The 25,600-nt window shown below is 43.5% G+C and carries 24 protein-coding genes, 1 tRNA gene, 1 riboswitch and 1 other annotated feature; of the genes, 24 read left to right on the top strand and 1 reads right to left on the bottom strand.

Annotated elements, in window-relative coordinates; genetic code table 11:
• Positions 1-10: 10 nt before the first annotated feature.
• The gene (gene uvrC, locus N667_RS0110445; protein ID WP_027409521.1) at positions 11-1,783 is read left to right on the top strand and encodes an excinuclease ABC subunit UvrC; all 1,773 of its coding nucleotides are present in this window, start codon (positions 11-13) and stop codon (positions 1,781-1,783) included.
• A 69-nt stretch (positions 1,784-1,852) separates the two neighbouring features.
• A riboswitch (Lysine riboswitch) is annotated at positions 1,853-2,031 on the top strand.
• A 111-nt stretch (positions 2,032-2,142) separates the two neighbouring features.
• The gene (locus tag N667_RS0110440; RefSeq protein ID WP_027409520.1) at positions 2,143-3,363 is read left to right on the top strand and encodes an aspartate kinase; all 1,221 of its coding nucleotides are present in this window, start codon (positions 2,143-2,145) and stop codon (positions 3,361-3,363) included.
• Positions 3,364-3,733: 370 nt separating this feature from the next.
• On the opposite strand, the gene N667_RS0110435 is transcribed toward N667_RS0110440, so the two are convergent.
• Entirely contained in the window at positions 3,734-4,189 is a 456-nt protein-coding gene (locus N667_RS0110435; RefSeq protein ID WP_027409519.1) for a YslB family protein, read from the bottom strand.
• A 274-nt stretch (positions 4,190-4,463) separates the two neighbouring features.
• Here N667_RS0110435 and N667_RS0110430 point away from each other — a divergent pair, with 274 nt between their 5' ends.
• The 22 genes from N667_RS0110430 to tig all read left to right on the top strand — a co-directional run bounded on the left by N667_RS0110430 (position 4,464) and on the right by tig (position 25,455).
• The gene (locus tag N667_RS0110430) at positions 4,464-5,072 is read left to right on the top strand and encodes a succinate dehydrogenase cytochrome b558 subunit (RefSeq protein WP_027409518.1); all 609 of its coding nucleotides are present in this window, start codon (positions 4,464-4,466) and stop codon (positions 5,070-5,072) included.
• 35 nt (positions 5,073-5,107) lie between these two features.
• Entirely contained in the window at positions 5,108-6,868 is a 1,761-nt protein-coding gene (sdhA, locus tag N667_RS0110425) for a succinate dehydrogenase flavoprotein subunit (protein ID WP_027409517.1), read from the top strand.
• Positions 6,865-7,626, top strand: a complete 762-nt coding sequence (gene sdhB, locus N667_RS0110420) for a succinate dehydrogenase iron-sulfur subunit (RefSeq protein WP_027409516.1) — start codon at positions 6,865-6,867, stop codon at positions 7,624-7,626. Before sdhA ends, sdhB begins: the two co-directional genes overlap by 4 nt.
• Before the next feature lie 59 nt (positions 7,627-7,685).
• Positions 7,686-8,153, top strand: a complete 468-nt coding sequence (locus N667_RS0110415) for an acyl-CoA thioesterase (RefSeq protein ID WP_027409515.1) — start codon at positions 7,686-7,688, stop codon at positions 8,151-8,153.
• A 130-nt stretch (positions 8,154-8,283) separates the two neighbouring features.
• Positions 8,284-8,508, top strand: coding sequence for a spore germination transcription factor GerE (gene gerE, locus N667_RS0110410; protein WP_027409514.1), 225 nt, complete (start codon positions 8,284-8,286; stop codon positions 8,506-8,508).
• A 167-nt stretch (positions 8,509-8,675) separates the two neighbouring features.
• Positions 8,676-9,119 (top strand): MarR family winged helix-turn-helix transcriptional regulator, encoded by a 444-nt coding sequence (locus tag N667_RS0110405; RefSeq protein WP_027409513.1) that lies wholly within the window; start codon positions 8,676-8,678, stop codon positions 9,117-9,119.
• Positions 9,120-9,128: 9 nt separating this feature from the next.
• Positions 9,129-9,923, top strand: a complete 795-nt coding sequence (gene racE, locus N667_RS0110400) for a glutamate racemase (RefSeq protein ID WP_027409512.1) — start codon at positions 9,129-9,131, stop codon at positions 9,921-9,923.
• A 96-nt stretch (positions 9,924-10,019) separates the two neighbouring features.
• On the top strand, positions 10,020-11,096 hold the full coding sequence (locus N667_RS0110395) for a GerMN domain-containing protein (RefSeq protein WP_027409511.1): 1,077 nt from the start codon (positions 10,020-10,022) through the stop codon (positions 11,094-11,096).
• 83 nt (positions 11,097-11,179) lie between these two features.
• Positions 11,180-11,944: a ribonuclease PH gene (gene rph / locus N667_RS0110390; RefSeq protein WP_027409510.1), complete on the top strand. Its 765-nt coding sequence runs from the start codon at positions 11,180-11,182 to the stop codon at positions 11,942-11,944.
• Positions 11,941-12,552 (top strand): XTP/dITP diphosphatase, encoded by a 612-nt coding sequence (locus tag N667_RS0110385; RefSeq protein WP_027409509.1) that lies wholly within the window; start codon positions 11,941-11,943, stop codon positions 12,550-12,552. The genes rph and N667_RS0110385 overlap by 4 nt, the downstream gene beginning before the upstream one ends.
• Complete coding sequence (locus N667_RS0110380) at positions 12,549-13,058, top strand: metallophosphoesterase family protein (protein WP_027409508.1); 510 nt, start codon at positions 12,549-12,551, stop codon at positions 13,056-13,058. Before N667_RS0110385 ends, N667_RS0110380 begins: the two co-directional genes overlap by 4 nt.
• Before the next feature lie 217 nt (positions 13,059-13,275).
• Positions 13,276-13,349, top strand: a tRNA-Arg gene (locus N667_RS0110375).
• Positions 13,350-13,638: 289 nt separating this feature from the next.
• Complete coding sequence (gene ilvE, locus N667_RS0110370) at positions 13,639-14,538, top strand: branched-chain-amino-acid transaminase (RefSeq protein ID WP_027409507.1); 900 nt, start codon at positions 13,639-13,641, stop codon at positions 14,536-14,538.
• A 22-nt stretch (positions 14,539-14,560) separates the two neighbouring features.
• Positions 14,561-14,816 (top strand) — a binding site (T-box leader).
• Between the two features lie 77 nt (positions 14,817-14,893).
• Positions 14,894-16,627: an acetolactate synthase large subunit gene (gene ilvB / locus N667_RS0110360; protein ID WP_027409506.1), complete on the top strand. Its 1,734-nt coding sequence runs from the start codon at positions 14,894-14,896 to the stop codon at positions 16,625-16,627.
• Positions 16,606-17,124, top strand: coding sequence for an acetolactate synthase small subunit (gene ilvN, locus N667_RS0110355; protein WP_027409505.1), 519 nt, complete (start codon positions 16,606-16,608; stop codon positions 17,122-17,124). The genes ilvB and ilvN overlap by 22 nt, the downstream gene beginning before the upstream one ends.
• Positions 17,030-18,178, top strand: a complete 1,149-nt coding sequence (gene ilvC, locus N667_RS0110350) for a ketol-acid reductoisomerase (RefSeq protein ID WP_269528351.1) — start codon at positions 17,030-17,032, stop codon at positions 18,176-18,178. The genes ilvN and ilvC overlap by 95 nt, the downstream gene beginning before the upstream one ends.
• Positions 18,165-19,712 carry a 2-isopropylmalate synthase gene (locus N667_RS0110345; protein ID WP_027409503.1) on the top strand — a complete coding sequence of 516 codons (1,548 nt, stop codon included), beginning with the start codon at positions 18,165-18,167 and terminating at the stop codon, positions 19,710-19,712. The genes ilvC and N667_RS0110345 overlap by 14 nt, the downstream gene beginning before the upstream one ends.
• A gap of 28 nt (positions 19,713-19,740) precedes the next feature.
• Positions 19,741-20,856: a 3-isopropylmalate dehydrogenase gene (leuB, locus tag N667_RS0110340; protein ID WP_027409502.1), complete on the top strand. Its 1,116-nt coding sequence runs from the start codon at positions 19,741-19,743 to the stop codon at positions 20,854-20,856.
• A gap of 81 nt (positions 20,857-20,937) precedes the next feature.
• Positions 20,938-22,353 (top strand): 3-isopropylmalate dehydratase large subunit, encoded by a 1,416-nt coding sequence (leuC, locus tag N667_RS0110335; RefSeq protein WP_027409501.1) that lies wholly within the window; start codon positions 20,938-20,940, stop codon positions 22,351-22,353.
• A gap of 12 nt (positions 22,354-22,365) precedes the next feature.
• Positions 22,366-22,956, top strand: coding sequence for a 3-isopropylmalate dehydratase small subunit (gene leuD / locus N667_RS0110330; protein ID WP_027409500.1), 591 nt, complete (start codon positions 22,366-22,368; stop codon positions 22,954-22,956).
• Between the two features lie 88 nt (positions 22,957-23,044).
• The gene (locus N667_RS0110325; protein ID WP_027409499.1) at positions 23,045-24,022 is read left to right on the top strand and encodes a tetratricopeptide repeat protein; all 978 of its coding nucleotides are present in this window, start codon (positions 23,045-23,047) and stop codon (positions 24,020-24,022) included.
• A 146-nt stretch (positions 24,023-24,168) separates the two neighbouring features.
• Positions 24,169-25,455: a trigger factor gene (gene tig, locus N667_RS0110320; protein ID WP_027409498.1), complete on the top strand. Its 1,287-nt coding sequence runs from the start codon at positions 24,169-24,171 to the stop codon at positions 25,453-25,455.
• Positions 25,456-25,600 lie beyond the last annotated feature (145 nt).

Genomic DNA, 25,600 nt, shown 5'->3' with positions numbered 1-25,600 from the left:
AGTGATTGTGATGCATGATCACTTAAAAGAAAAGTTGTCTGTATTGCCGGAGCAGCCGGGCTGCTATTTAATGAAAGATAAGCACGGAACAGTAATTTATGTCGGCAAGGCAAAAGTATTGAAAAATCGGGTGCGCTCGTATTTTACAGGCACGCACGACGGCAAAACGCTCCGCCTTGTGAATGAAATTACCGATTTTGAATACATTGTAACCTCCTCCAACATTGAGGCGCTTATTTTAGAGATGAATCTCATCAAAAAGTACGATCCGAAATATAACGTCATGCTTAAGGATGATAAAAGCTATCCGTTTATTAAAATTACAGCCGAAGAGCATCCGCGGCTTATCATTACTAGAAAAGTAAAAAGAGACCGCGGCAAATATTTTGGACCGTATCCAAACGTTCAAGCGGCAAATGAAACAAAAAAACTGCTGGATCGAATGTATCCGCTCCGTAAATGTTCGTCGTTGCCGAACCGCGTATGTCTTTACTATCATATGGGACAATGTCTCGCACCGTGTGTGTATCCGGTAACAGAGCAACAAAATAGGGAAATTGTTGAACAAATTGTTCGTTTTTTAAATGGAGGCCACGAAGAAGTCAAAAAAGAATTGACGGAAAAAATGTTCAAAGCGGCTGAAGCCCTCGAATTTGAGCGAGCTAAAGAATACCGCGATCAAATTGCTCATATTGAAACGATTATGGAAAAGCAGAAAATGACGATGAATGATTTCATCGACCGCGATGTGTTCGGCTATGCTTACGACAAAGGCTGGATGTGCGTTCAAGTATTTTTTATCCGCCAAGGTAAACTGATTGAGCGGGACGTTTCCACGTTTCCAATGTATCAGGAGCCAGAGGAGGAATTGCTCACGTTTTTAGGACAATTTTATACGAAGGCCAACCATTTTAAGCCAAAGGAAGTAATTGTGCCAACAGAAGTCGATGGTGAGCTGGCAGAACAGTTGCTCGAAGTGACAGTTGTCCAGCCGAAAAAAGGAAAGAAAAAAGAGTTGGTAGAGTTGGCATGCAAGAACGCAGCGATTGCTTTAAAAGAAAAATTTTATCTAATTGAACGTGACGAAGAGCGGACGGTTAAGGCGGTCGATAACCTGGGAAAAACGCTTGGAATTCCGGCTCCTTGCCGAATTGAGGCATTTGACAATTCCAATATTCACGGTACCAATCCTGTTTCGGCGATGGTTGTTTTCGTTGATGGCAAGCCTGAAAAGAAAGAATATCGCAAATATAAAATTAAGACGGTTCAAGGGCCTGATGATTATGAATCAATGCGCGAAGTAGTGCGTCGCCGTTACACGCGCGTCTTAAAAGAAGGGCTTCCGCTGCCAGATCTTATTTTAGTAGACGGTGGAAAAGGACATTTAGCAGCGGTCAAGGATGTATTAGAAAATGAGCTCGGTTTGGACATCCCGCTTGCCGGTCTAGTGAAAGATGATAAACACCGCACATCCGAATTGCTCATGGGAGAGCCTCCGCAAATTGTCCCGCTAGAGCGTAATAGTCAAGAGTTTTATTTGCTGCAGCGCATTCAAGATGAAGTGCATCGATTCGCGATCACGTTTCATCGGCAAACGAGAGGAAAGTCATTATTTCAGTCAGTATTAGACGACATTCCTGGAATTGGGGAAAAACGCAAAAAAGCGCTCCTGAAATATTTCGGTTCTGTGAAGAACATGAAAGAAGCGACGATCGAGGAATTGCAAAAAGCTAATATTCCGCGAGCGGTTGCTGAGAAAATTTACGCCAAGTTAAGAGAATAGTATTGTCAATCAAATAAAATATTGATATAATTACGTTGAATTGCATATTTATACACTTCTGAACACGGAAGTGAAGATAGAGGTGCGAACTTCAAGAGTAGACATTTGGAGGAAAATGAGTTCCGAGGAAAAATGTCGAAAGGGGAGCGTCGCCGAAGTGGGGAAAGTCTCATTGCTTTTCCTGCTGGTTCTGCGTTTAAGAAATGTAGGACTGTCAAGATGATTCATCTTGGAGAGCTATCTCACTGTGTGAAGCGAATGTATTTTTTTCGTTATGCACAGCAATGAGACATCTCTCATTGCTGTTTTTTCTTTCTATACCGGTATAGAGCAACATCTTAGAATAAAGGATGAGGAGAATGGCAATTATTGTTCAAAAATTTGGCGGAACGTCTGTTGGTTCCATTGAACGCATTCAAAATGTGGCTAATCGGGTCATTCAGGAAGTGAAAAATGGGAATCGTGTCGTTGTTGTCGTTTCTGCGATGGGAAAAACGACGGATGAACTCGTTGGCTTAGCTAAGCAACTATCAAGCCAGCCAAGCAAGCGGGAAATGGATATGCTTCTTTCAACGGGGGAGCAAGTGAGCATTGCCCTTTTGGCGATGGCTTTACAGGAACAGGGATATAAAGCCGTTTCGTTAACAGGATGGCAAGCGCGAATCAAAACAGAGGCGGTTCATAGCAATGCCCGCATTATTGATATTGATACATCATGCATTCAGCAATACTTACAAGAAGGCAACATCGTTATTGTTGCGGGGTTTCAGGGAGTTACTGAAGCGGGGGAAATTACAACGCTTGGACGCGGTGGTTCCGACACGACGGCAGTGGCGTTGGCAGCGGCTTTGCAGGCAGATAAATGCGATATTTATACCGATGTGACAGGAGTATTTACAACCGATCCCCGTTATGTCAAAACAGCAAGAAAGTTAAAAGAAATTTCATATGATGAAATGCTTGAATTGGCGAATTTAGGAGCGGGTGTCTTGCATCCGCGCGCGGTGGAATTTGCGAAAAACTACCAAGTGCCATTGGAAGTTCGCTCAAGCATGGAACAAGAAAGAGGCACGATCGTAAAGGAGGATGTTTTAATGGAACAACAGTTGATTGTTAGAGGCATTGCTTTTGAAGATCAAGTCACGAGGGTGACTGTTCAAGGGCTGCCAAGAGGACTGCAAGCATTGCCAACTATTTTTACATCGCTGGCTCATCGCGGGATTAACGTCGATATTATTATTCAGAGCATCACAAATAACGAAACTTCATCAGTTTCTTTTTCAATTCGCACAGAAGATCTGCCTGAAACGCTACAAGTATTGCAGTCGCTAGGAGGAGTAAAGGTCGAATACGAAAGCGAATTAGCAAAAGTATCGATTGTAGGTTCGGGCATGATCTCCAATCCAGGCGTCGCTGCGCAAATGTTTGAGGTGCTGGCGGAATGCGGGATTGAGGTCAAGATGGTAAGTACGTCCGAGATTAAAATTTCAACAGTTGTGGCGCAGGAAAGCATGGTTAAAGCGGTGGAAGCATTACACGCTGCATTCCAACTTGAAGAAGCGGCCGCATTGAATTCCTAAAAAGGGACAGGCTAGGGATCGATTAAGAAATTAGGTAAATGCTAATGGGCGTTTTCGACTGTCAAGGCTATTTGCTTGATTGACAGTCGAAAACATTTTTGTTGCACCGTTCACAAGTGTTGATGATCCATTATTTTACTAAAAATATGGAATGATATAGCTAGACACAGGCTTTTCTGCCTCTTCCCTCGAACAAGAACGCTAGCGGGCAAATGCATTTGCCCGCAAAGCGTTCGGTGTTCGAGGAGGGCATGCATATGGCATGCCCAGTCGGCAAGCAGAGCTTCGCCGACTACGGCAGAAAAGCTAGGAATCAAGCAATGCCAATTGGTTTTTATTGGATCATCACCACACCTGTGCACCGTTCGTTTTATTCTTCAACGGTGTCTTTACGGTCCCATTTCACCGTAAATATTACTTTTTTCGCGCGTTTTTTCTGCTGTTCATACGCTTCGGCGACACACCGTTTTTGAAGTTCAATTTGTTGTGCGAGAAAGCCAGCCTCTAGTTGAAAGGAACAGTCGTCGTTTATGTCCATACGGGCGGCGATGATCGGCCCTGTCAACTCAAGTTCTAATTCTTCGCTAGTTTCTTTCGTCACAACAAGCGGTCCCCAGCCAGCTTTTTCGAAAAATAAAATGACATCGCCCAATGTTTCTAACGGGTAGCGACGCGCTAATTGTTTTCCAGCCCAATATAAAATGCTCGCTGTCTCTTTGCCGAGCAAATCAGGAATAAGAATTTCACGAATAAGTCCATAGCCAAAGGCTGGAATGTCGATATGTTGCAGCGTTTCATATTGTTCTTGAAATGATATAGGTTTCACATACTTCCCCTCTTTCTACCACTCATTATAGCCGAACAATGGAGAGAAATCAGCATGTTTCTTTCGATTTTTGCGTAAATATTGTTGTAATTTTCAAACGATTGAACATTTTATGAACTCGTTTTCTTGACGGTACTACATTGTGGGAGTACAATGTATGTGACGCATGATTAATGGAAATGGAAGCATTTACAGTTCTATTAATCATTTAGTTAGTGTGGATGGGGAGTGCATTATATTTTATCGTCACTATTTTAAAAAGGGGGTTCATTCTATGGCAGGAAACCGCGAATTTTTTTATCGTCGACTCCATTCATTGCTAGGAGTTATTCCAGTAGGTATTTTCTTAACGCAGCATTTAATCGTTAACCATTTTGCGACAGACGGTCCAGAAGCGTTTAACCGTGCGGCATCATTTATGGGACACTTGCCGTTCCGTTACTTTTTAGAAATATTTGTGATTTTCTTACCGTTGCTGTTTCATGCAATTTATGGTCTTTATATTGCTTTTACAGCACAAAACAATGTAAGCAGATACGGTTATTTGCGCAACTGGATGTTCATGTTGCAGCGGCTAACAGGAATTATTACCCTCATTTTCGTGACATGGCACGTATGGGAGACTCGGGTGCAAGCTGCGTTCGGTGCTGAGGTAAACTATGAGATGATGGCAAACATTGTTGATAATCCGTTTATGCTCGGATTTTACATTGTGGGGATCGTTTCAACCGTATTCCATTTTGCGAACGGTTTATGGTCATTCTGTGTAAGCTGGGGGATTACGGTTACTCCTCGTTCACAACAAATTTTTACTTATGTGACAATGGCCATTTTCGTAGCGCTTTCGATCGTTGGCATTCGCGCTATTTTAGCATTCGCTTAATCCACGACTAGCAATCTTTTAGGGAGTGAGTAACAATGAAAAAAGGAAAAATCATAGTAGTTGGTGGCGGTCTAGCCGGACTAATGGCAACCATTAAAATCGCCGAAGCGGGCGTGCCAGTTGAGTTGTTTTCGCTTGTGCCAGTGAAGCGATCTCACTCTGTCTGTGCTCAAGGTGGAATTAACGGTGCGGTAAATACGAAAGGTGAAGGAGACTCTCCATGGGAGCACTTTGACGATACGATATACGGCGGCGACTTTTTGGCAAACCAACCGCCAGTGAAGGCGATGTGTGAGGCAGCGCCAGGGATTATTTATTTGTTGGATCGCATGGGTGTTATGTTCAACCGGACACCTGAAGGACTGTTAGATTTCCGCCGTTTCGGTGGAACGCAGCATCACCGCACAGCTTTTGCGGGTGCAACAACTGGACAACAGTTACTTTATGCGCTTGATGAACAAGTGCGCCGCCATGAAGTTGCTGGTTTGGTTACTAAATATGAGGGTTGGGAATTTTTAGGTGCTGTATTGGATGATGAGCAAATTTGCCGCGGAATTGTAGCCCAAAACTTGACGACGATGGAGATTAAATCGTTTGCGGCCGATGCTGTTATTATGGCTACAGGAGGACCGGGAATTATTTTCGGTAAATCGACGAACTCGATTATCAATACTGGCTCAGCTGCATCTATTGTTTACCAACAAGGAGCATATTATGCGAACGGAGAGTTTATTCAAATTCACCCAACTGCGATTCCTGGCGACGACAAATTGCGCTTGATGAGTGAATCGGCACGCGGTGAAGGTGGACGAGTCTGGACATATAAAGATGGTAAACCATGGTACTTCTTAGAAGAAAAATATCCAGCTTACGGAAATCTTGTGCCACGTGATATCGCAACTCGTGAAATTTTCCATGTTTGTGTCGATCTAAAGCTTGGCATTAACGGCGAAAATATGGTATACTTAGATCTTTCCCATAAAGACCCTAAAGAGCTTGATATTAAGCTTGGGGGAATTATCGAAATTTACGAGAAGTTTATGGGAGAGGACCCACGCAAAGTGCCAATGAAAATCTTCCCAGCTGTTCACTACTCAATGGGTGGATTGTGGGTCGATTACGACCAAATGACAAACATCAAAGGGCTATTTGCGGCGGGTGAGTGCGATTATTCAATGCACGGAGCTAACCGCTTAGGCGCGAACTCGCTCTTGTCTGCGATTTACGGAGGAATGGTTGCGGGTCCGAAAGCTGTTGAATATATTAAAGGTTTAGAGAAATCGGCGGATGCGATGCCGTCATCCTTGTATGACCGCTATGTAAAACAGGAAGAGGAACGTTGGAACGATATCTTGTCTATGGATGGGACAGAAAATGCTTACGTTCTTCATAAAGAGCTTGGCGAATGGATGACGGATAATGTAACGATCGTTCGTTACAACGATAAATTGTTGAAGACAGATGAAAAAATTCAGGAATTAATGGAACGTTATAAAAACATCAATATTACTGACACTTCGAAATGGAGCAACCAAGGAGCGTCATTTACTCGTCAATTGTATAACATGCTGCAACTGGCGCGCGTTATTACGCTCGGTGCGTATAACCGCAATGAGAGCCGCGGAGCTCATTATAAACCAGAGTTCCCAGAACGTAATGATGAAGAATGGCTCAAAACGACAATGGCGCGCTTTACGCCAGATGGTCCAGCGTTCCATTACGAAGATGTTGATACATCGTTAATTAAGCCGCGCAAACGCGACTATTCGAAAAAGAAAGGAGAGGTGAAATCATGAGCGAGAAAAAAACGATTCGCCTCATTGTAACGCGACAAGATAGTCCAGATTCTGCGCCATACGAAGAGGAGTTTGAAATTCCTTATCGTCCAAATATGAACGTCATTTCTGCTCTTATGGAAATCCGCCGCAACCCGGTGAACGCCAAGGGAGAAAAAACGACTCCAGTTACGTGGGACATGAACTGTTTAGAAGAAGTATGCGGAGCTTGTTCGATGGTTATTAACGGAAAACCACGCCAATCTTGTACGGCTCTTGTTGACAAGTTAGAGCAGCCGATTCGATTGGAACCAATGCGCACGTTCCCAGTTGTACGCGACTTGCAAGTAGACCGCAGCCGTATGTTTGACTCATTGAAAAAGGTAAAAGCGTGGATCCCGATTGACGGAACGTATGATTTAGGACCTGGTCCACGTATGCCGGAACGGAAACGTCAATGGGCATATGAGCTTTCCAAATGCATGACTTGCGGTGTTTGTTTAGAAGCGTGTCCGAATGTGAATAGCAAATCAAACTTTATTGGTCCTGCGCCACTTTCGCAAGTGCGTCTATTCAACGCCCATCCGACGGGAGCGATGCATAAGGCAGAGCGCCTTCAAGCGATCATGGGCGACGGGGGGCTTGCGAACTGTGGAAACTCACAAAACTGTGTGCAGTCTTGTCCAAAAGGCATTCCGTTAACGACATCAATCGCGGCGCTCAACCGTGAAACCACTATCCAAATGTTCCGCAATTTCTTTGGAAGCGACGAGGTATAATGAAGAAAATCCTCTTCATGGCTAGCCATGAAGAGGATTTTTTATTAGGGGGGAGATTTATGAAAAAAATTGATTATATTGATCATTTTGATGAATGGCAGCGCTCTTTTCGCTTTTTTCATCGTCTCAAAGTTCGTTTTTGCGAGACGGACATGTTTGGCCATTTGAACAATACCGTTCCATTTATTTATTTTGAGGAAGTACGGACGAAATTTTTGCAAGAAATCGGTTTTATGGAAAAATGGACGAACGAGCACTCGGAAGAAATTCCAGTCGTCGCGGATTTAAAGTGCGATTTTCTTAAACAAGTCTTTTTCAACGACGAGTTGTATGTGTACGTCAAAGTCCATAAAATTGGAACATCATCGGTTGACCTCCATTACATGGTTAAAAAAGAGAATCGAGAAATCGTGTTGGTCGGACGAGGAGCGCTTGTGCAGATTAACAAATATACGGGAAAAAGTGTCCCGTGGAACGATGAAATGCGGCAAAAGCTCCAACTTTCTCAGTCCGCTTTATTTGCTTAGGAAAAAGCAACTATTTTTCTGGATACACCATGAATTTTTGTCACCGTAACCCTCTTGTTCACATACTATATGGTGAATAAATACCCATCCGGCAGTTCAGGTCTGGCTAAAGCAAGGAGGGTTATCGTACTTGAAGGATAAATCATTTCAATCAAAGCCATTGCTTACGAAAAGAGAAAAAGAGGTATTTGAATTATTAGTTCAAGATAAAACAACAAAAGAGATTGCTAGTGAACTGTTTATTAGTGAAAAAACAGTTCGCAATCATATCTCAAATGCCATGCAAAAGCTTGGAGTGAAGGGGCGCTCTCAAGCGGTGGTTGAGTTGCTTCGAATGGGAGAGCTTGAACTATAGGTAATGCCGGCTATCCTTAGCAATAAGGTAGCCGGTTTATTATTGTTTGCTCAAATTCTTATTGATTATGTGGAAAAGTGTAGTAAAATGAAGATGGTTCGTTTTGCTTGCATTTTTACGAGAAAACATGAACAATATGATATGGATAAACCTGTAGGGGAGATTGTATGCCGTTTGCCATGGATAAAAAAGCCGTCATCGAACTTGAGAAGTCTTTGCGTTATATCGCAGCGATTTTAAAACAAAAAGGCCGGGAGATTTTAACTCATTACCCGATTACTCCACCGCAATTTGTTGCTTTGCAATGGCTTTTAGAAGAAGGAGATATGACGATTGGAGAACTGTCGAATAAAATGTATTTAGCTTGCAGTACAACAACGGACTTAGTCGATCGGATGGAGAAAAACGGGTTAGTAGCAAGAGTAAGAGATCAAAACGATCGGCGGGTTGTACGCATTCATCTCCTTAAAGAAGGCGAACGAATTATTGAAGAAGTCATTAAAAAGCGCCAACACGATTTGGCGCAAGTACTAGAAAGCTTCTCGGCTGAAGAGATTGCTTTTTTAGAAAAAAGTTTAAAGAAATTACATCAAGAAATGAAGAAAGAATGAGGCGATCACTTGGAAAGACCAATTGGTGTTATCGATTCAGGGGTTGGAGGACTAACAGTTGCAAAAGAGATTATGCGGCAGCTGCCGAAAGAGAGAATTATTTATTTAGGAGACACAGCAAGATGCCCATATGGTCCGCGTCCGGAAGAAGAAATTCGTCAATTTACGTGGGAAATGACGAATCATTTATTGCAATATGATATTAAGATGCTTGTTATTGGGTGCAATACTGCCACTGCAGTGGTTTTAGAAGAAATTCAGAACGAACTTGATATTCCTGTCATAGGGGTTGTGCACCCAGGGGCGCGTGCTGCATTGAAAATAACCAAAAACGGGCAAATTGGCGTCATTGGTACAATCGGAACTGTAAAGAGCGGAGCATATGAAAAGGCGCTAAAATCCATCAATCATCATGTTCATGTTGAAAGCTTGGCTTGTCCGAAATTAGTTCCGCTTGTCGAAAGCGGGATTTTTGATGGGGAAGAAGCGAAACAAATTGTTGCCGAATCGCTTCAGCCGTTAAAAACAAGCGGGATTGACGCGCTAATTTTAGGGTGTACACACTATCCGCTGCTAAGCCCATTAATTCAAGAATATATGGGTAAAAAGGTGAAGTTGATTTGTTCTGGAGACGAAACCGCGCGTGAGGTAAGCGCCATTTTACATCATAGCGGTTTGTTGCATACAGGTAGAAAGCTTAATGACCATTTATTTTTGACGACTGGACCGAAAGAAATCTTTCAGAAAATTGCCTCTCAATGGTTTGGACAGCCAATTGAGAATGTTCAAACGATCGAACTATAAAAAAATCCTTCAGCATATGCTGAAGGATTTTTTTATTCTATTTTTTTAAAAGGCTCGTATACATAGTAGTACAAACTATTGTTAGGAGGGAAATTGATGTTGAATCGGCGAACATCTAAGTTTATTACACCCATTATTGCTTCGGTCGTGCTGTTAGGCGGGTGCGGACTGTTTGGAAAGGATCGAGCGATTAAAGAAATTGATCCGCCACAAGATGTTAGTTATCTAAAAGATGGAGGGTCGCTGCAGCAATCGAAACAAAATAATGCAGCCAGCCAAAAAGAAGAGAAAGCGACCGAAACTGTTAAACGGGAACTTTATTTAATTGACAAAAACGGATTTGTTGTGCCGCAAACACTCTCTTTACCAAAAACAGATTCTGTTGCCAAACAAGCACTAGAATATTTAGTGCAAGGAGGACCGGTGGAGGAAATGTTGCCTAATGGATTTCGCGCTGTTCTTCCGGCCGACACTCGCGTATTGAGTGTCAATCTGCAAAAAGATGGAACGATTATTGCGGATTTCTCCCCTGAATTTGCTCACTATAAGCCGGAAGACGAAAAGAAGATTTTACAGGCCATTACCTGGACATTAACACAATTTGACAACGTTAAGAAAGTAAAAATTCGCATCAATGGCCATGACCAGTCAGTAATGCCGGTTAATGGTACGCCAATCGAGGATGGAGTAAGCAGAGAGGATGGCATTAACCTTGATACGAGCGGTGTCGTTGATATTACAAATACGCACCCTGTGATTGTGTATTTTGTTGCGCAACAAGGAGAGCAAACGTATTACGTGCCGATAACGCGCCGCATTCCAAATGAGCAAAAAGATGACATTGCGGCGGCAATCAGTGAATTAATTAAGGGGCCAACATATGGAAGCGGACTTGTAAGCGGATTTCAGCCAGACGTTCAGTTGGTTGGCCAACCAACGTACAAAGATGGAAAAGTGACATTAAACTTTAACGACGCTATTTATGGAAGCAACAAGAAGCATGTAATTTCTGAGGACGTGTTAAATGCTCTTGTTCTATCGCTAACGGAACAAAAAGGGGTTGAAAGTGTAGCGATTACCGTAAATGGGAAAGCAGATCTTGTGAGAGAAGATGGAAAAGCATTATCCGAACCGGTAACGAGACCAGAAAATGTGAATACAGGTAGTTTTTAATGCTATACTATGGTATAAAAAGAGGTAGGCTATGTTGCTACCTCTTTGTTATTTATTTTTGCACTTTTTAAGGAGGACTTTTTATGAGAGTCGATGGAAGAGAAAATAAACAACTGCGCCCTGTACATATTGAAAAACATTTTATTAAGCATGCCGAAGGATCTGTGTTAATCGCTGTCGGCGATACAAAAGTGATTTGTACTGCAAGCATCGACGATAAAGTCCCTCCGTTTATGCGCGGAGGCGGAAAAGGATGGATTACGGCTGAGTATGCGATGTTGCCGCGCGCGACAGAGCAGCGAAATGTCCGTGAATCGAGCAAAGGGAAGTTGTCGGGAAGAACAATGGAAATTCAGCGTCTTATTGGGAGAGCCCTTCGTTCGGTTGTCGACTTGGAGAAGCTTGGAGAAAAAACGATTTGGATCGACTGTGATGTGATTCAAGCGGACGGCGGTACGCGTACAGCATCCATTACGGGAGCTTTTGTTGCCATGGTGTTGGCATTTTCAAAGTTGCTGGAAGAAAACAAGCTATCGGAACTTCCGGTAACGGATTTCCTTGCCGCAACATCTGTTGGAATTGATCCAGAAAAAGGTGTCATCCTAGATTTAAACTACGTTGAGGATTCCGAAGCAAAAGTAGATATGAATGTCGTCATGACTGGTTCTGGACGTTTTGTGGAAATTCAAGGAACGGGGGAAGAAGCGACGTTTTCCCGTAACGATTTACAGGAGCTATTAGAAACGGCCGAATTAGGCATTCGCCAGCTCATTGATATTCAAAAAGCAGTACTTGGGCCGCTAGCAGAGCAAATTCAAAACCGATTAGAAAGTGTGGATCCATCATGAAAGAAGTGATTATCGCGACGAAAAACGCCGGAAAGGCAAAAGAATTTCAAGCATTGCTTGGTAAAAGAGGGGTGGAAATAAAAACGCTCCTAGATTTTCCTGACTGTCCAGATATAGAAGAAACGGGGAGTACGTTTGCAGAAAATGCGCGCTTGAAAGCTGAAACGATCGCATCGAACTTTCAGCGAGCAGTCATTGCTGATGATTCGGGACTTTCAGTCGATGCATTAAACGGCAAGCCGGGCGTTTATTCAGCACGTTATGCCGGAGAGGAAAAAAACGATCAAGCGAATATTGCGAAAGTGCTAAAAGAAATGGAAGGGATTCCTTTTGAAAAAAGAACGGCGCGTTTCCATTGCGCGTTAGCTGTTGCGATTCCGGGAAAACCGACAATGGTAGTCGAAGGAACGTGTGAAGGATATATAACGGATGCACCAAAAGGGGAGAACGGGTTCGGGTACGATCCAATTTTTTTTGTTCCACAAAAAGAAAAAACAATGGCCGAACTGACGAAAGAAGAAAAAAACAAAATCAGTCACCGCGCTGACGCGCTAGCCAAGCTGGACAAAAAGTGGAACGACATCATAAACGGAGAGTCAGAAAGATGAAGGTGCTTATTGTCAGCGACAGTCACGGATTAACAAAAGAACTAATGGAGATTAAAAAGCGTCATGCTCATGAAGTGGATGCGCTTATTCATTGCGGGGATTCCGAGTTGCCATCTGGATGTGTTGAATTAGCAAGTTTTTTGTATGTGCGAGGCAATTGTGATGTCGATTCCTCATTTCCAAAGGAGCGCATAGAGGACATAAGCGGGGTTCGCTTTTTCATTACGCACGGTCATCTTTACAATGTCAAAATGACGCTGATGAATCTTTATTATCGCGCGCAGGAAGTGGGGGCGAAGGTCGTTTGTTTCGGACATTCACACCTTGCTTTAGCAGAAATGATAGACGGCATTTTGTTCATCAATCCAGGAAGCATCCTCCTGCCTCGCCTGAGAAAGGAAAAAACGTACGCACTGCTTCATATCGATTCTGGGCAAGCAACAGTTCAATTTTATGATATTTCAGGACAAGAAGTGACAGATTTAGCAAAATCATTCACATTTTGAGCGGGAATATCTTCCCGCTTTTTTAGTATGTGGTTGACTTTATGGTGTAGCTTGCGTATAATAAAAACTGTCTTTGTTGGCTCTTATAAACCAGTGAATTATGTCTTTAAAAGTATCAGCGTACCGCACGAGCCACAGCTTGAATAGGCATACTGAGTGCGGGACGGCGGGAAACCCAAGAGCCGTGTTAATTTTTAAATAATAACGTTCATATTATGTCCCAGTAGCTCAGCAGGATAGAGCAGCGGCCTTCTAAGCCGTCGGTCGGGAGTTCGAATCTCTCCTGGGACGCTCCTAAAAAACTCTTTCCAATGTTCGGAGAGAGTTTTTTGTTGTTCTCCTTCTTTGTTTCTTCTCCCCTCTTTTTGCGGAATTTCGAAAAAAATTTTTCCCCCTTTTTTCCCTTGATGTAAAGATAATGTAAGCGCATTCAAATATTCCGACGAATCAAAATATTCAAAAAATAGTATTGACTCTTCCTTATTTTGGTCTTATTATAATTTTCAAATAAATCAAACGAGTTAAAAAACAGCGTTGTTACTAGCAAGGACGCGCTTAGTAAGGGAAGAGGGGAAAAACATTGAACGAACAATGGATTTTTTTAAACGACGAATTTGTTACAAAAGAAAATGCAAAAATTTCCGTATATGATCACGGCTTTTTATACGGAGATGGGGTGTTTGAAGGAATTCGTGTCTATAGCGGCAACGTCTTTCGATTGCAAGAGCATATTGACCGCCTATACAACTCAGCGAAGTCCATTTTATTAAACATTCCGTACACGAAAGAAGAAATGACAGATTTAGTTGTGCAGGCGGTACAGAAAAACGGGTTTCAAGACGCTTACATCCGCGTTGTTGTCTCCCGGGGGGTCGGTGACTTAGGTCTTGATCCATATAAATGCACAAAGCCGCAAGTCGTCATTATTGCAGAGCCGCTGGCCATCTTCCCAAAACATTTATATGAAACAGGAATCGAAGTGGTGACAGTAGCGACAAGAAGAAACCGTCCGGATGTCCTCAGCCCGAAAGTCAAATCATTGAACTATTTAAATAACGTGCTCGTTCGTATCGAGGCGCATTTAGCGAATGTGAGCGAGGCGTTGATGTTAAACGACCAAGGGTATGTGGCTGAAGGCTCCGCCGATAACGTATTCATCGTGAAAAACGGTGTTCTTTATACGCCTCCGGGATATGTAGGAGCACTCGAAGGCATCACAAGAGACGCGATTATTGATATTGCGAAAGAGCTCGGTTATGTCGTAAAAGAAGAACCATTTACCCGCCATGATGTATATACGGCTGATGAGGTATTTTTGACAGGCACGGCAGCGGAAGTGATCGCGGTTGTAAAGGTAGATGGACGCGTCATCGGCGATGGAGTTCCTGGGGCACATACGAAACGATTGCTTGAAGCATTTAGGGAGCGTGTCATTTCTGAAGGAGTCAAAGTATACCAGACGAATGCGAATGTCGGTTAATGAACGAAGACAACGAAATTAGGCAAAAGCGTTGAAGAGGATAAGTAGTCAGTGGGAAAGGCATCTGCAGAGAGCCGGGGGAGCTGGAAACCGGTGGTGCCGCCGCTTGATGAACTCACCTCTGAGCGCCAGCTTGAACGCATTAGCTAGTAAGGCTGGCCGGGTGGAATCCCCACTCGTTATTAAAAAGAACGGCTGTTGGTGAGGCTGTTCGTGAGGTGGCCAAATGGCCATGAAGAAGGGTGGTACCGCGGAAAGAAAACCTTTTCGCCCCTTTGACCTAGCATTAGCAGGTCGCAATGGGGTGAAAAGGTTTTTTCATTGCTTTTATAAAATTGAAGAGGAAGGATGGAGCATGGAAAAGATGAAGGTGGAGGAAAAGCGAGGACAAAAGACGAAAATGAACGGCGCTTTAATGTTAATCGAGGCATTAAAGGCCGAAAATGTCGAGGTCATTTTCGGCTATCCGGGAGGGGCGGTATTGCCCATTTATGACAAGCTATACGATTCAGGAATTTTTCACGTTCTAACGCGTCATGAGCAAGGAGCCATTCATGCGGCGGAAGGATACGCACGTATTTCAGGAAAGCCCGGGGTTGTCATTGCCACCTCCGGTCCAGGAGCGACAAACATTGTGACAGGTTTAACAGATGCGATGATGGACTCGCTTCCGCTAATTGTATTCACAGGGCAAGTAGCATCAAATGTAATCGGTTCGGATGCGTTCCAAGAAGCGGATGTTGTTGGAATTACGATGCCGATTACGAAACATAGTTATCAAGTTCGCGATGTTCAAGAACTTCCAAAAATCATTAAAGAAGCGTTTCATATTGCGACAACCGGACGTCCCGGCCCGGTGTTAATTGACATTCCAAAAGATATGACAACACTAGAAGGGGAATTTGATTACGAACAGGACATCCATCTTCCAGGATATCAGCCAACAACTCAACCGAACCACCTACAAATTCGCAAGCTCGTAGAAGCAGTCAGCCAAGCGAAAAAGCCTGTTATTTTAGCGGGAGCGGGCGTGCTTCATGCAAATGCCTCTCAGGAGCTTCAACGGTATGCGGAGCAGCAAAAGATTCCAGTTGCTCATACGCTGCTTGGACTTGGGGGATTTCCGGCAGATCACCCGCTATTTCTCGGTATGGCTGGGATGCACGGCACCTATACGGCAAATATGGCTTTATATGAATGTGATTTACTCATTAACATCGGCGCTCGTTTTGACGACCGCGTTACCGGAAATTTAAAGTGCTTTGCTCCGAAGGCCGTTGTCGCGCATATCGATATTGATCCTGCGGAAATTGGTAAAAACGTCCCGACCAAAATTCCGATCGTCAGCGATGCAAAAGAGGCGCTAAAAGAATTGATTCACCAGGAAGGGAAACCCGGAGATACAGCCGCTTGGCTCGCACAATTAGAGGGGTGGAAAAGAGAGTTTCCGCTTGGCTATAAGAATGATACACATGCTGTCAAACCGCAAAAATTAATTGAAATAATTTACGAGCTGACGAATGGTGAAGCGATCGTAACAACAGATGTCGGACAACATCAAATGTGGGCGGCACAATATTATAAATTTAATCAGCCGCATCGTTGGGTTACTTCAGGTGGGCTCGGCACGATGGGATTCGGCCTTCCGGCTGCGATTGGCGCTCAGCTTGCGAATAGAGGAGCAACAGTTGTTTCGATTGTCGGTGACGGCGGGTTTCAAATGACGCTCCAAGAGCTTTCAGTTATCCAAGAACTGAATTTGCCGATTAAGATCGTCATTGTCAACAATCAAGCGCTTGGGATGGTTCGCCAGTGGCAAGAGCTCTTTTATGAAAAAAGATATTCGCATTCACTCATCCCAAATCAGCCGGATTTTGTCAAATTAGCCGAAGCTTACAATATTAAAGCGTTTCGGGCAAAAACAGAAGAGGAAGCAAGAACAGTGCTGCAGCAAGCTTTTGCATTGAAAGAGCCTGTACTCTTAGATTTTCATGTAGCAGCCGACGAAAACGTCTATCCAATGGTGGCGCCCGGAAAAGGATTGCACGAAATGGTGGGGGTGAAACTGTGCGAAGAATCATTACAATGACGGTGAATAATCGTCCAGGTGTACTTAACCGCATTACCGGATTGTTTACAAAGCGCCATTACAATATTGAAAGCATTACAGTCGGACAGACCGAAACGGAAGGCATTTCCCGCATGACATTCGTCGTCAACGTGGAAGATGAGCGCACCGCGGAGCAAATTACAAAACAATTAAACAAACAAATTGATGTTTTAAAAGTAAACGATATTACCGATCAAGCGATCGTCGCTCGAGAGCTTGCGCTTGTCAAAGTATCGGCGCCTCCCTCAGTGCGGCAAGAAATTTATACGTTGATTGAACCATTCCGCGCTTCCATTGTTGATGTAAGCCGTGACAGTGTCGTTATTCAAGTAACAGGAGAACCAACAAAAGTCGAAGCTTTGATCGATTTGCTGAAGCCTTATGGCATTAAAGAAGTGGCACGAACAGGAACAACAGCATTTACACGCAGCTCCCAAAAGGCAGCTGCTTCATATAAAACAGCATTTATTATCTAATAAACTATCAAAAAGGGAGAGATGGACTATGGCAAAAGTTTATTATAACGGAGATGCAAATGAGAAGTATTTACAAGGGAAAACAGTGGCGATTATTGGATATGGCTCACAAGGACATGCGCATGCACAAAATCTTCGTGACAGCGGAGTAAATGTTATCGTCGGACTTCGCCAAGGAAAATCGTGGGATCAAGCAGAGAAGGATGGATTTCAAGTCCGAACTGTTCGTGAGGCAGCGAAAGAAGCAGATGTTGTAATGGTTTTGCTCCCAGATGAGAAGCAGCCAACTGTATACAAAGAAGACATTGAGCCGGAATTGCAGCCGGGTAACGCGTTAGTATTTGCACACGGTTTTAATATTCACTTTAACCAAATCGTTCCTCCAGCAGATGTCGATGTGTTTCTTGTCGCTCCAAAAGGTCCGGGTCATTTAGTGCGTCGCACATACACAGAAGGTGCCGGTGTCCCAGCATTAATCGCAGTCTATCAAGACGTAACAGGAGAAGCGAAAGAAACAGCGCTTGCTTACGCGAAGGCGATCGGTTCTGCAAGAGCGGGCGTGTTAGAAACAACATTCAAGGAAGAAACGGAAACGGATTTATTTGGAGAACAAGCGGTATTGTGTGGCGGGGTGACATCACTTGTTAAAGCAGGATTTGAAACGCTTGTCGAAGCGGGCTACCAGCCGGAAGTGGCTTATTTCGAGTGTTTGCACGAATTAAAGTTAATCGTCGACCTTCTTTACGAAGGCGGGCTCTCATGGATGCGCTATTCGATCTCCGATACGGCGCAATGGGGCGACTTCATTACAGGGCCGCGCATTATCAACGAGTCGGTAAAAGCCGAGATGAAAAAAGTGCTTGAAGATATTCAAACAGGCAAATTCGCAAAAGGTTGGATTCTCGAAAATCAAGCGAATCGTCCAGAATTCAATGCGATTAACAGAAGAGAAAATGAACACCTCATTGAAGTGGTCGGACGCGAGTTAAGAAGCATGATGCCGTTCGTGAAGGCGAAACAGAAAGAGGCGGTGGTCTCAAGTGCGAAAAATTAACATTTTTGACACGACATTGCGCGATGGGGAACAGTCTGCTGGCGTGAATTTGAATTTGCAAGAAAAATTGGAGATCGCGCGTCAGCTAGAGCGGCTTGGCGTCGATATTATTGAAGCGGGATTTCCTGCTGCCTCAAAAGGGGATTTTGAGGCGGTCAAACAAATTGCCGAAACGATTCAAACGTGCTCTGTAACCGGGCTTTCTCGCTCGGTTCAGAGCGACATCGATGCGGCATGGGAAGCGCTGAAAGGCGGAGCGGAGCCGAGACTTCATCTATTTATCGCCACATCACCAATCCATATGGCTTATAAATTAAGAATGACGCCGGAGCAAGTAGTGGAAGCGGCTGTATCCACAGTGAAATACGCTAAGCGTTATTTTCCGGTCGTACAATGGTCAGCAGAAGATGCCTGTAGAAGCGAACTTCCTTTTTTAGCGGAAATTATATCGAAAGTGATCGAAGCAGGTGCGAGCGTTATTAATATTCCAGATACAGTCGGATATATTACACCGAAGGAATATGGTGAAATATTCTCCTTTTTAAGAAATAATGTTCAGAATATTGAAAAAGTATCATTGTCTGCCCACTGCCATGACGATTTAGGAATGGCCGTTGCGAACTCGCTTGCCGCAATTGAAAATGGAGCGACGCAAATCGAAGGAACGATTAACGGAATTGGAGAACGTGCAGGGAACGCAGCGCTAGAAGAAGTGGCTGTAGCGCTTTATATTCGCAAAGACTATTATCAAGCAACAACGCGCTTGAATCTTCAAGAGATTAAACGAACGAGCAATTTAGTGAGCAAACTGACGGGAATGGCCGTCCCGGCAAATAAAGCGATTGTTGGAAAAAATGCTTTTGCGCATGAGTCCGGAATCCATCAAGACGGGGTATTAAAAGAAAAAACAACGTATGAAATTATTTCCCCGGAACTTGTCGGGGTGCAATCCAACTCGATGGTATTAGGAAAACATTCAGGCCGCCACGCTTTAAGAAACAGGGTGGAGGAACTTGGATACTCGTTGTCGGAAGAAGAAATTAATAAACTATTTATTCGTTTTAAAGAATTAGCTGATAAGAAAAAAGATATTACCGATGACGATTTAGTCGCTTTAATTTTTGAAGAGAAATTTGATCATTTTAAAGCGTTTTATCAGCTTTCCTCGATTCAAGTGCAATATGGGACGAAACAAATCCCAACAGCAGTGGTTGTGCTGACAGATGGACAGGGAAATAAAATTCAGGAAGCGGCAACGGGGGCAGGAAGTGTAGAAGCATTGTATAACACGCTGGAACGATGCTTCCAAACAGATGTAACATTATTAGACTATCGAATCGAATCGGTCAGTGGAGGAAGAGACGCTTTAGCACAAGTATTTGTCAAAGTGTGTGCCAATGATATCGAAACGAGCGGCCGAGGTACGGCGCATGATGTGCTTGAAGCCTCTGCTAAGGCGTATATTAATGCTGTCAACCGCGTGTTTATGATTGAAAAAATGCGAGAAGAGAATCAAAAAGTAACAATCAAATAGATTTATTAAACAAACGGAGGGGAACAATATGGGAACATATCGAATTGCCGTATTGCCGGGAGATGGAATTGGAAAAGAAGTAACAAAAGGAGCTGTGGAAGTTTTACAAGCAGTCGCGACGAGATTTGGGCATAAATTTGACTTTGCATACGGGTTTATTGGCGGAGAGGCGGTTGATAGAAAAGGAACACCGCTTCCGAACGAGACGCTTGATATGTGTCGTCAAAGCGATGCGGTTCTTCTCGGGGCGGTTGGCGGTCCAAAGTGGGATGGAAATCCTCCGCATTTGCGGCCGGAAAGAGGGTTGCTTGCGATTCGTAAAGAGATGAATTTATTTGCAAATTTAAGGCCAGTCAAATTTTATGAAAGTTTAGCAGATTCCTCGCCACTAAAGGCCGATGTCATTCGCGATGTTGATTTTCTAATCGTAAGAGAATTGACAGGCGGGCTATATTTCGGAAAGCCAAGCGGTCGGCTTGTCGAAAATGGAGAAGAGGCAGTTGTCGATACGCTTCTTTATAAGCGAGAAGAAATCCGGCGGATCGTGAAAACGGCGTTTGAGCTAGCGAGAAAAAGAAGAAAGAAAGTAACGTCTATCGATAAAGCGAATGTGTTGGAATCGAGCCGAATGTGGCGTGAAATCGCCGAAGAGGTTGCTCAGGACTTCCCGGATGTGGAGCTAGAGCATATGCTTGTTGATAACGCTGCTATGCAGTTGATCCGCAATCCAAAACAATTCGATGTATTAGTTACAGAAAATATGTTTGGCGATATTTTAAGTGATGAGGCATCGATGTTGACAGGATCGCTTGGAATGTTGCCATCTGCAAGCTTATCAACAACTGGCCCAAGTCTATATGAACCGATTCATGGATCCGCTCCCGACATCGCTGGGAAAAATAAGGCAAATCCAATTGCGACCATTTTATCGAGCGCGATGATGCTTCGTTTATCGTTCGGTCTTGATGAGGAGGCAGCCGCTATCGAGAGAGCTGTCCAGCAAGTGTTGGCATCCGGCTACCGTACGGCGGATGTGGCGAAAAAAGGGCAACGGGCCGTTTCTACTAGGGAAATGGTCAATGAAATTAAAGCGACAATTCTTGATCAAGAAGCCATTTGGAATATTATGGCGGTATATGCATAAGGAGTATCTATTTTTCCGATTATATGCCAAACGACGTTGTGAAATAGTGCACAAATATTGACTTAAAGAGAGGTGGAAGATGTGACGCCAAAAACGATTATCGAAAAAATTTGGGAAAACCATGTTGTTTACCGCGAAGAAGGAAAGCCGGATTTGATATATATTGATTTGCATTTAGTTCATGAGGTAACCTCTCCACAGGCGTTTGAAGGCTTGCGGCAAAAAGGGCGGAAAGTGCGCCGCCCTGACTTAACATTTGCAACGATGGATCACAACGTTCCAACGCTGAATCGTTTTGTTGTGAAAGATGAAATCGCGAAAAAACAAATAACGGCCCTAGAAAAAAATTGTCGTGAATTTTCGATTCCGCTCGCCGATTTATCGAGCCCGGAGCAAGGGATCGTTCATGTCATCGGACCAGAGTTAGGATTAACGCAGCCTGGAAAAACGATCGTTTGCGGTGACAGCCATACGTCGACGCACGGTGCATTTGGTGCACTGGCGTTCGGAATCGGAACGAGCGAAGTGGAGCATGTGCTCGCTACCCAAACGCTGTGGCAACACCGTCCAAAAACATTGGAAATTCGCATCAATGGTCATTTAGCTGATGGGGTCACGGCTAAAGATGTCATTCTAGCAATCATTCATCGTTACGGAGTCGATATCGGAACGGGATACATTATCGAATTTACGGGGGATGTTATTCGCAGCATGTCGATGGAAGAGCGGATGACCATCTGTAATATGGCGATTGAGGCGGGGGCGCGCGCCGGATTAGTCAGCCCTGATGAAAAGACGTTTGAATATTTGCGGGGACGAAAATATGTACCGAAGGGAGATGAGTTTGAAAAAGCGGTAGAGCGTTGGCGGCAATTGGCCACGGATGAAGGGGCGACATACGATCGTACATTGGAAATTGACGCTTCGACGATTGCTCCAATGGTCACATGGGGAACGACGCCAAGCATGAGCGCGCCAATCGACAGATATGTCCCGCATCCGGAAGACTTCTCGAACGACACTGAGCGGAAGGCCGTCCAACTCGCTTTGCAGTATATGGGATTAAAGCCTGGAACACCAATGACAGAAATTAACGTCCAGCATGTATTTATCGGTTCTTGCACGAATTCGCGAATCAGTGATTTGCGGGCTGCAGCTGAGATTGTGAGAGGAAAAAAAGTTGCACCGGGCGTAAGGGCGCTTGTTGTTCCTGGTTCTCAGGCAGTGAAACGGAGAGCGGAAGAAGAGGGACTAGCGAAAATTTTTATTGAGGCAGGATTTGAATGGCGAGACTCAGGTTGCAGCATGTGCCTAGGGATGAATCCGGACACGGTGCCGGAGGGGGAGCATTGCGCCTCGACATCGAACCGGAATTTTGAAGGCAGGCAAGGTAAAGGAGCGAGAACGCATTTAGTTAGCCCAAAAATGGCAGCAGCGGCGGCCATTTACGGTCGCTTTGTTGACGTTAGAAAACTGCAGAGTGAATTAGTTCGTTAAGGAGAGGAGAATATGCAGCCATTTACGATTCATAAAGGAAGAGTAGCAGGGATTGATCGCTCTAATATTGACACGGATCAAATTATCCCAAAACAATTTTTAAAACGGATTGAGCGCACGGGGTTTGGAAAATTTTTGTTTTACGATTGGCGCTATATTGACGAACGTACTCTTAATCCTGATTTTGAACTTAACCGTCCGGAAAATGAAGGAGCGACGATTCTTGTCGCCAATGAGAATTTCGGGTGTGGCTCTTCCCGCGAGCATGCCCCGTGGGCGCTGCAAGATTACGGGTTTAAGGTTATCATTGCTCCATCGTTTGCCGACATTTTTTACAACAATTCATTAAAAAACGGGCTGTTACCGATCCGATTAAACAAACAAGATGTTGAATATCTTTTAGAACAAAGCAAGCGGGCGGACTATGAATTAACGATCTCGCTTGAGGAGCAGCGAGTATATGATGAAAAAGGATTTAACCGAACGTTTGTGATTGACCCATATCGAAAACAGCTATTGTTAAAAGGATGGGACGAAATCGATTTGACGTTTGTCTATGAGCCTTATATTGTTGAATATGAAAAGAAATATCATTCTGCTTAAAAAAGAAGCCGACTCCAACAAAACGGAGTTGGCTTTTTGATTGAAACATTGCTATACTGATTAACAAATTGAACTGTGGTGAACAAATATGGACAACATTATTCCGTTTCCAAATTTAAGACAACGTTTGCTTGAAAGAGGATTAGAAGCATTACAAGTAAAGCAATATAAAAAAGCCCTTCATTTCTTTTATGAAGCAGAAAAGTTAGAGCCCAATGATCCGGAAGTAGAGCTTAGTATGATCATTTGCTTATTTGAGCTCGGAGAATGGGAAGAGGCGAAAGAGCGTTGTTGTCGTCTGCTTGAGGAGCAAAAGGTAGACGACACGGAGCTTCTGCCGATTTATTTATCCATTCTTATTCAACTAAAGCAGTATAAACAGGCGGAAGCAATGATATACAAAGCATTGCAAAATCGGCATCTTTCTCCAAGTCTTCGAGATCATTTTATTCAATTGCTTCAACTTGTTGGGAAAATGAATACACCTTTATCGAGTACTTCTTATTATAATGAAGAAATACGTCAATTACTGAAGTCGGAACGGCTCACTGACCAAATGAAAGCGATTAAACAGCTAGAAGAAAAAGAAGAGATTGAGGCTTTGCTGCCGATTTTAAAGCAATATTTAAATGAAGAAAATAACCATCCAATGGCCAAAACGATGGTGCTTCGCTTGCTTACAGAGAAAAAAGTAAGAGAAGCTATTACAATTACTAAGTTTGGAGAAACGATGACAGTCGTTCCGGCACAACTCGACGAATCGATAGAAACAAAATTTGCAGCAGGGGTGCTAGAGCGGCTCGAACGGGATTTAGCGAACGATAATCCGAGTTTGTATGAAATGGCTTCGGAGATCTGGCTTCGTTATGTGTATATTCTTTATCCATTCTCCGCTGCTTTCTCATCGTGCGAGGCATGGGCGGCTGCTCTTCATTTAACGGCATGCCATCTTCAAGGGAGTGCGGAGCCTTTAGAAGGAATTGCTGAACGCTATGGCGCAAGTGTTGAAGAAGTAGAAACACTATACAAAAAACTTTATGAAATAGAAGAAATTTCTTGCATTTAATCTATTGTTTATATTGAAACAGGTCTATTGTATGTTATAATATAATGGTTGTATTACGTATATCTTTATAAGTTTTACTTACATACATGCACGGTCGCTGGACAAGTGTTCACGATCTAGACTGATTTTGTGTTGGAGGGAAAAATATGGTAGCTAAATGGGAAAAGCTAGAAGGGAACGAAGGCGTTCTTACAGTTGAAGTAGATGCGGAAAAAGTCAATGAAGGTTTGGATGCTGCATTTAAAAAGGTAGTAAAACAAGTTAGCATCCCTGGATTCCGCAAAGGTAAAGTTCCTCGCTCTCTATTTGAGAAACGCTTTGGTGTAGAGGCGTTGTATCAAGATGCGCTCGATATTTTATTGCCTGAGGCGTACGCAAAAGCCGTGGAGGAAACTGGAATCGAACCAGTTGACTATCCGCACATTGATGTCGAGCAAATGGAGAAAGGCAAAAGCCTAATTTTCAAAGCAAAAGTAACTGTCAAACCTGAAGTAAAATTAGGGGAATATAAAGGACTCGAAGTCGAAAAACTAGACGACACAGTAACAGAAGAGGATGTTGAAAACGAATTAAAACGCCTTCAAGAAAACTATGCAGAACTAGTTGTAAAAGAAGACGGAAAAATTGAAGAGGGAGATACAGCCGTTATTGATTTTGAAGGATTTGTAGATGGAGAGCCGTTTGAAGGCGGAAAAGCCGAGAACTATTCGCTAGTGATCGGTTCCGGTACGTTCATTCCTGGATTCGAAGAACAACTAATTGGCTTGGAAGCAGGGGCGGAAAAAGAAATCGAGGTAACGTTCCCTGAGGAATATCATGCGGAAGCGTTGGCTGGAAAGCCTGCGACATTCAAAATTAAAGTGCATGAAATCAAAACAAAACAACTTCCAGCGTTAGACGATGAATTCGCAAAAGATACAGAGGAAGACGTAGAAACACTTGAAGAATTAAAAACTAAAATTCGCGGGCGTTTAGAGGAAAGAAAAAAGAACGAAGCAGAAACAGCGCTTCGCGACGCATTAGTTGAAAAAGCGGCTGCGAACGCCGAAATCGACATTCCTGAAGCGATGATTAAAACGGAAACAGATCGCATGTTGCGCGAATTTGATCAACGTCTGCAAATGCAAGGATTAAACCTTAACCTTTACTACCAATTCTCTGGTCAAGATGAAGCAGCATTACGCGAACAAATGAAAGAAGATGCTGAAAAACGCGTGCGCGTGTCACTGACTCTTGAAGCAATTGCGAAAGCAGAAAACATTGAAGCAACAGAAGAAGAAGTAAACGCTGAACTTGAAAAGATGGCGGAAGCATACAACTTATCTGTTGATAAAATTAAAGAGCTTCTTGGCAACCTTGATGTTGTAAAAGAAGACGTGAAATTCCGCAAAGTTGTCGATTTCCTTGTTGAGAACAGCAAAGTGGCTGCATAACATAAGGGGTTGCACACATACAATATAAAAAGGTAGAGAGCATTTGTTGCTTGAGATGATAAAAGAACAAGGCGCGAGGTCGTTCGTGCCTTGTTCTTTCATAAATAATAGAACATATGATTGAGAATTTTCTAATTTTTCAAAT

Source organism: Anoxybacillus tepidamans PS2 (assembly GCF_000620165.1).
In the GTDB taxonomy this organism is placed as follows: domain Bacteria; phylum Bacillota; class Bacilli; order Bacillales; family Anoxybacillaceae; genus Anoxybacteroides; species Anoxybacteroides tepidamans_A.
This window is presented reverse-complemented; position numbering and strand designations above follow the sequence as displayed.

Excerpts from the sequence above, each read along its gene's own strand:
- uvrC (WP_027409521.1), top strand. The coding sequence starts at position 11 with ATGCATGATCACTTAAAAGAAAAGTTGTCTGTATTGCCGGAGCAGCCG.
- N667_RS0110440 (WP_027409520.1), top strand. The coding sequence starts at position 2,143 with ATGGCAATTATTGTTCAAAAATTTGGCGGAACGTCTGTTGGTTCCATT.
- N667_RS0110430 (WP_027409518.1), top strand. The coding sequence starts at position 4,464 with ATGGCAGGAAACCGCGAATTTTTTTATCGTCGACTCCATTCATTGCTA.
- sdhA (WP_027409517.1), top strand. The coding sequence starts at position 5,108 with ATGAAAAAAGGAAAAATCATAGTAGTTGGTGGCGGTCTAGCCGGACTA.
- sdhB (WP_027409516.1), top strand. The coding sequence starts at position 6,865 with ATGAGCGAGAAAAAAACGATTCGCCTCATTGTAACGCGACAAGATAGT.
- N667_RS0110415 (WP_027409515.1), top strand. The coding sequence starts at position 7,686 with ATGAAAAAAATTGATTATATTGATCATTTTGATGAATGGCAGCGCTCT.
- N667_RS0110405 (WP_027409513.1), top strand. The coding sequence starts at position 8,676 with ATGCCGTTTGCCATGGATAAAAAAGCCGTCATCGAACTTGAGAAGTCT.
- N667_RS0110395 (WP_027409511.1), top strand. The coding sequence starts at position 10,020 with ATGTTGAATCGGCGAACATCTAAGTTTATTACACCCATTATTGCTTCG.
- rph (WP_027409510.1), top strand. The coding sequence starts at position 11,180 with ATGAGAGTCGATGGAAGAGAAAATAAACAACTGCGCCCTGTACATATT.
- N667_RS0110385 (WP_027409509.1), top strand. The coding sequence starts at position 11,941 with ATGAAAGAAGTGATTATCGCGACGAAAAACGCCGGAAAGGCAAAAGAA.
- N667_RS0110380 (WP_027409508.1), top strand. The coding sequence starts at position 12,549 with ATGAAGGTGCTTATTGTCAGCGACAGTCACGGATTAACAAAAGAACTA.
- ilvB (WP_027409506.1), top strand. The coding sequence starts at position 14,894 with ATGGAAAAGATGAAGGTGGAGGAAAAGCGAGGACAAAAGACGAAAATG.
- ilvC (WP_269528351.1), top strand. The coding sequence starts at position 17,030 with ATGGCATTAAAGAAGTGGCACGAACAGGAACAACAGCATTTACACGCA.
- leuB (WP_027409502.1), top strand. The coding sequence starts at position 19,741 with ATGGGAACATATCGAATTGCCGTATTGCCGGGAGATGGAATTGGAAAA.
- leuD (WP_027409500.1), top strand. The coding sequence starts at position 22,366 with ATGCAGCCATTTACGATTCATAAAGGAAGAGTAGCAGGGATTGATCGC.
- N667_RS0110325 (WP_027409499.1), top strand. The coding sequence starts at position 23,045 with ATGGACAACATTATTCCGTTTCCAAATTTAAGACAACGTTTGCTTGAA.
- tig (WP_027409498.1), top strand. The coding sequence starts at position 24,169 with ATGGTAGCTAAATGGGAAAAGCTAGAAGGGAACGAAGGCGTTCTTACA.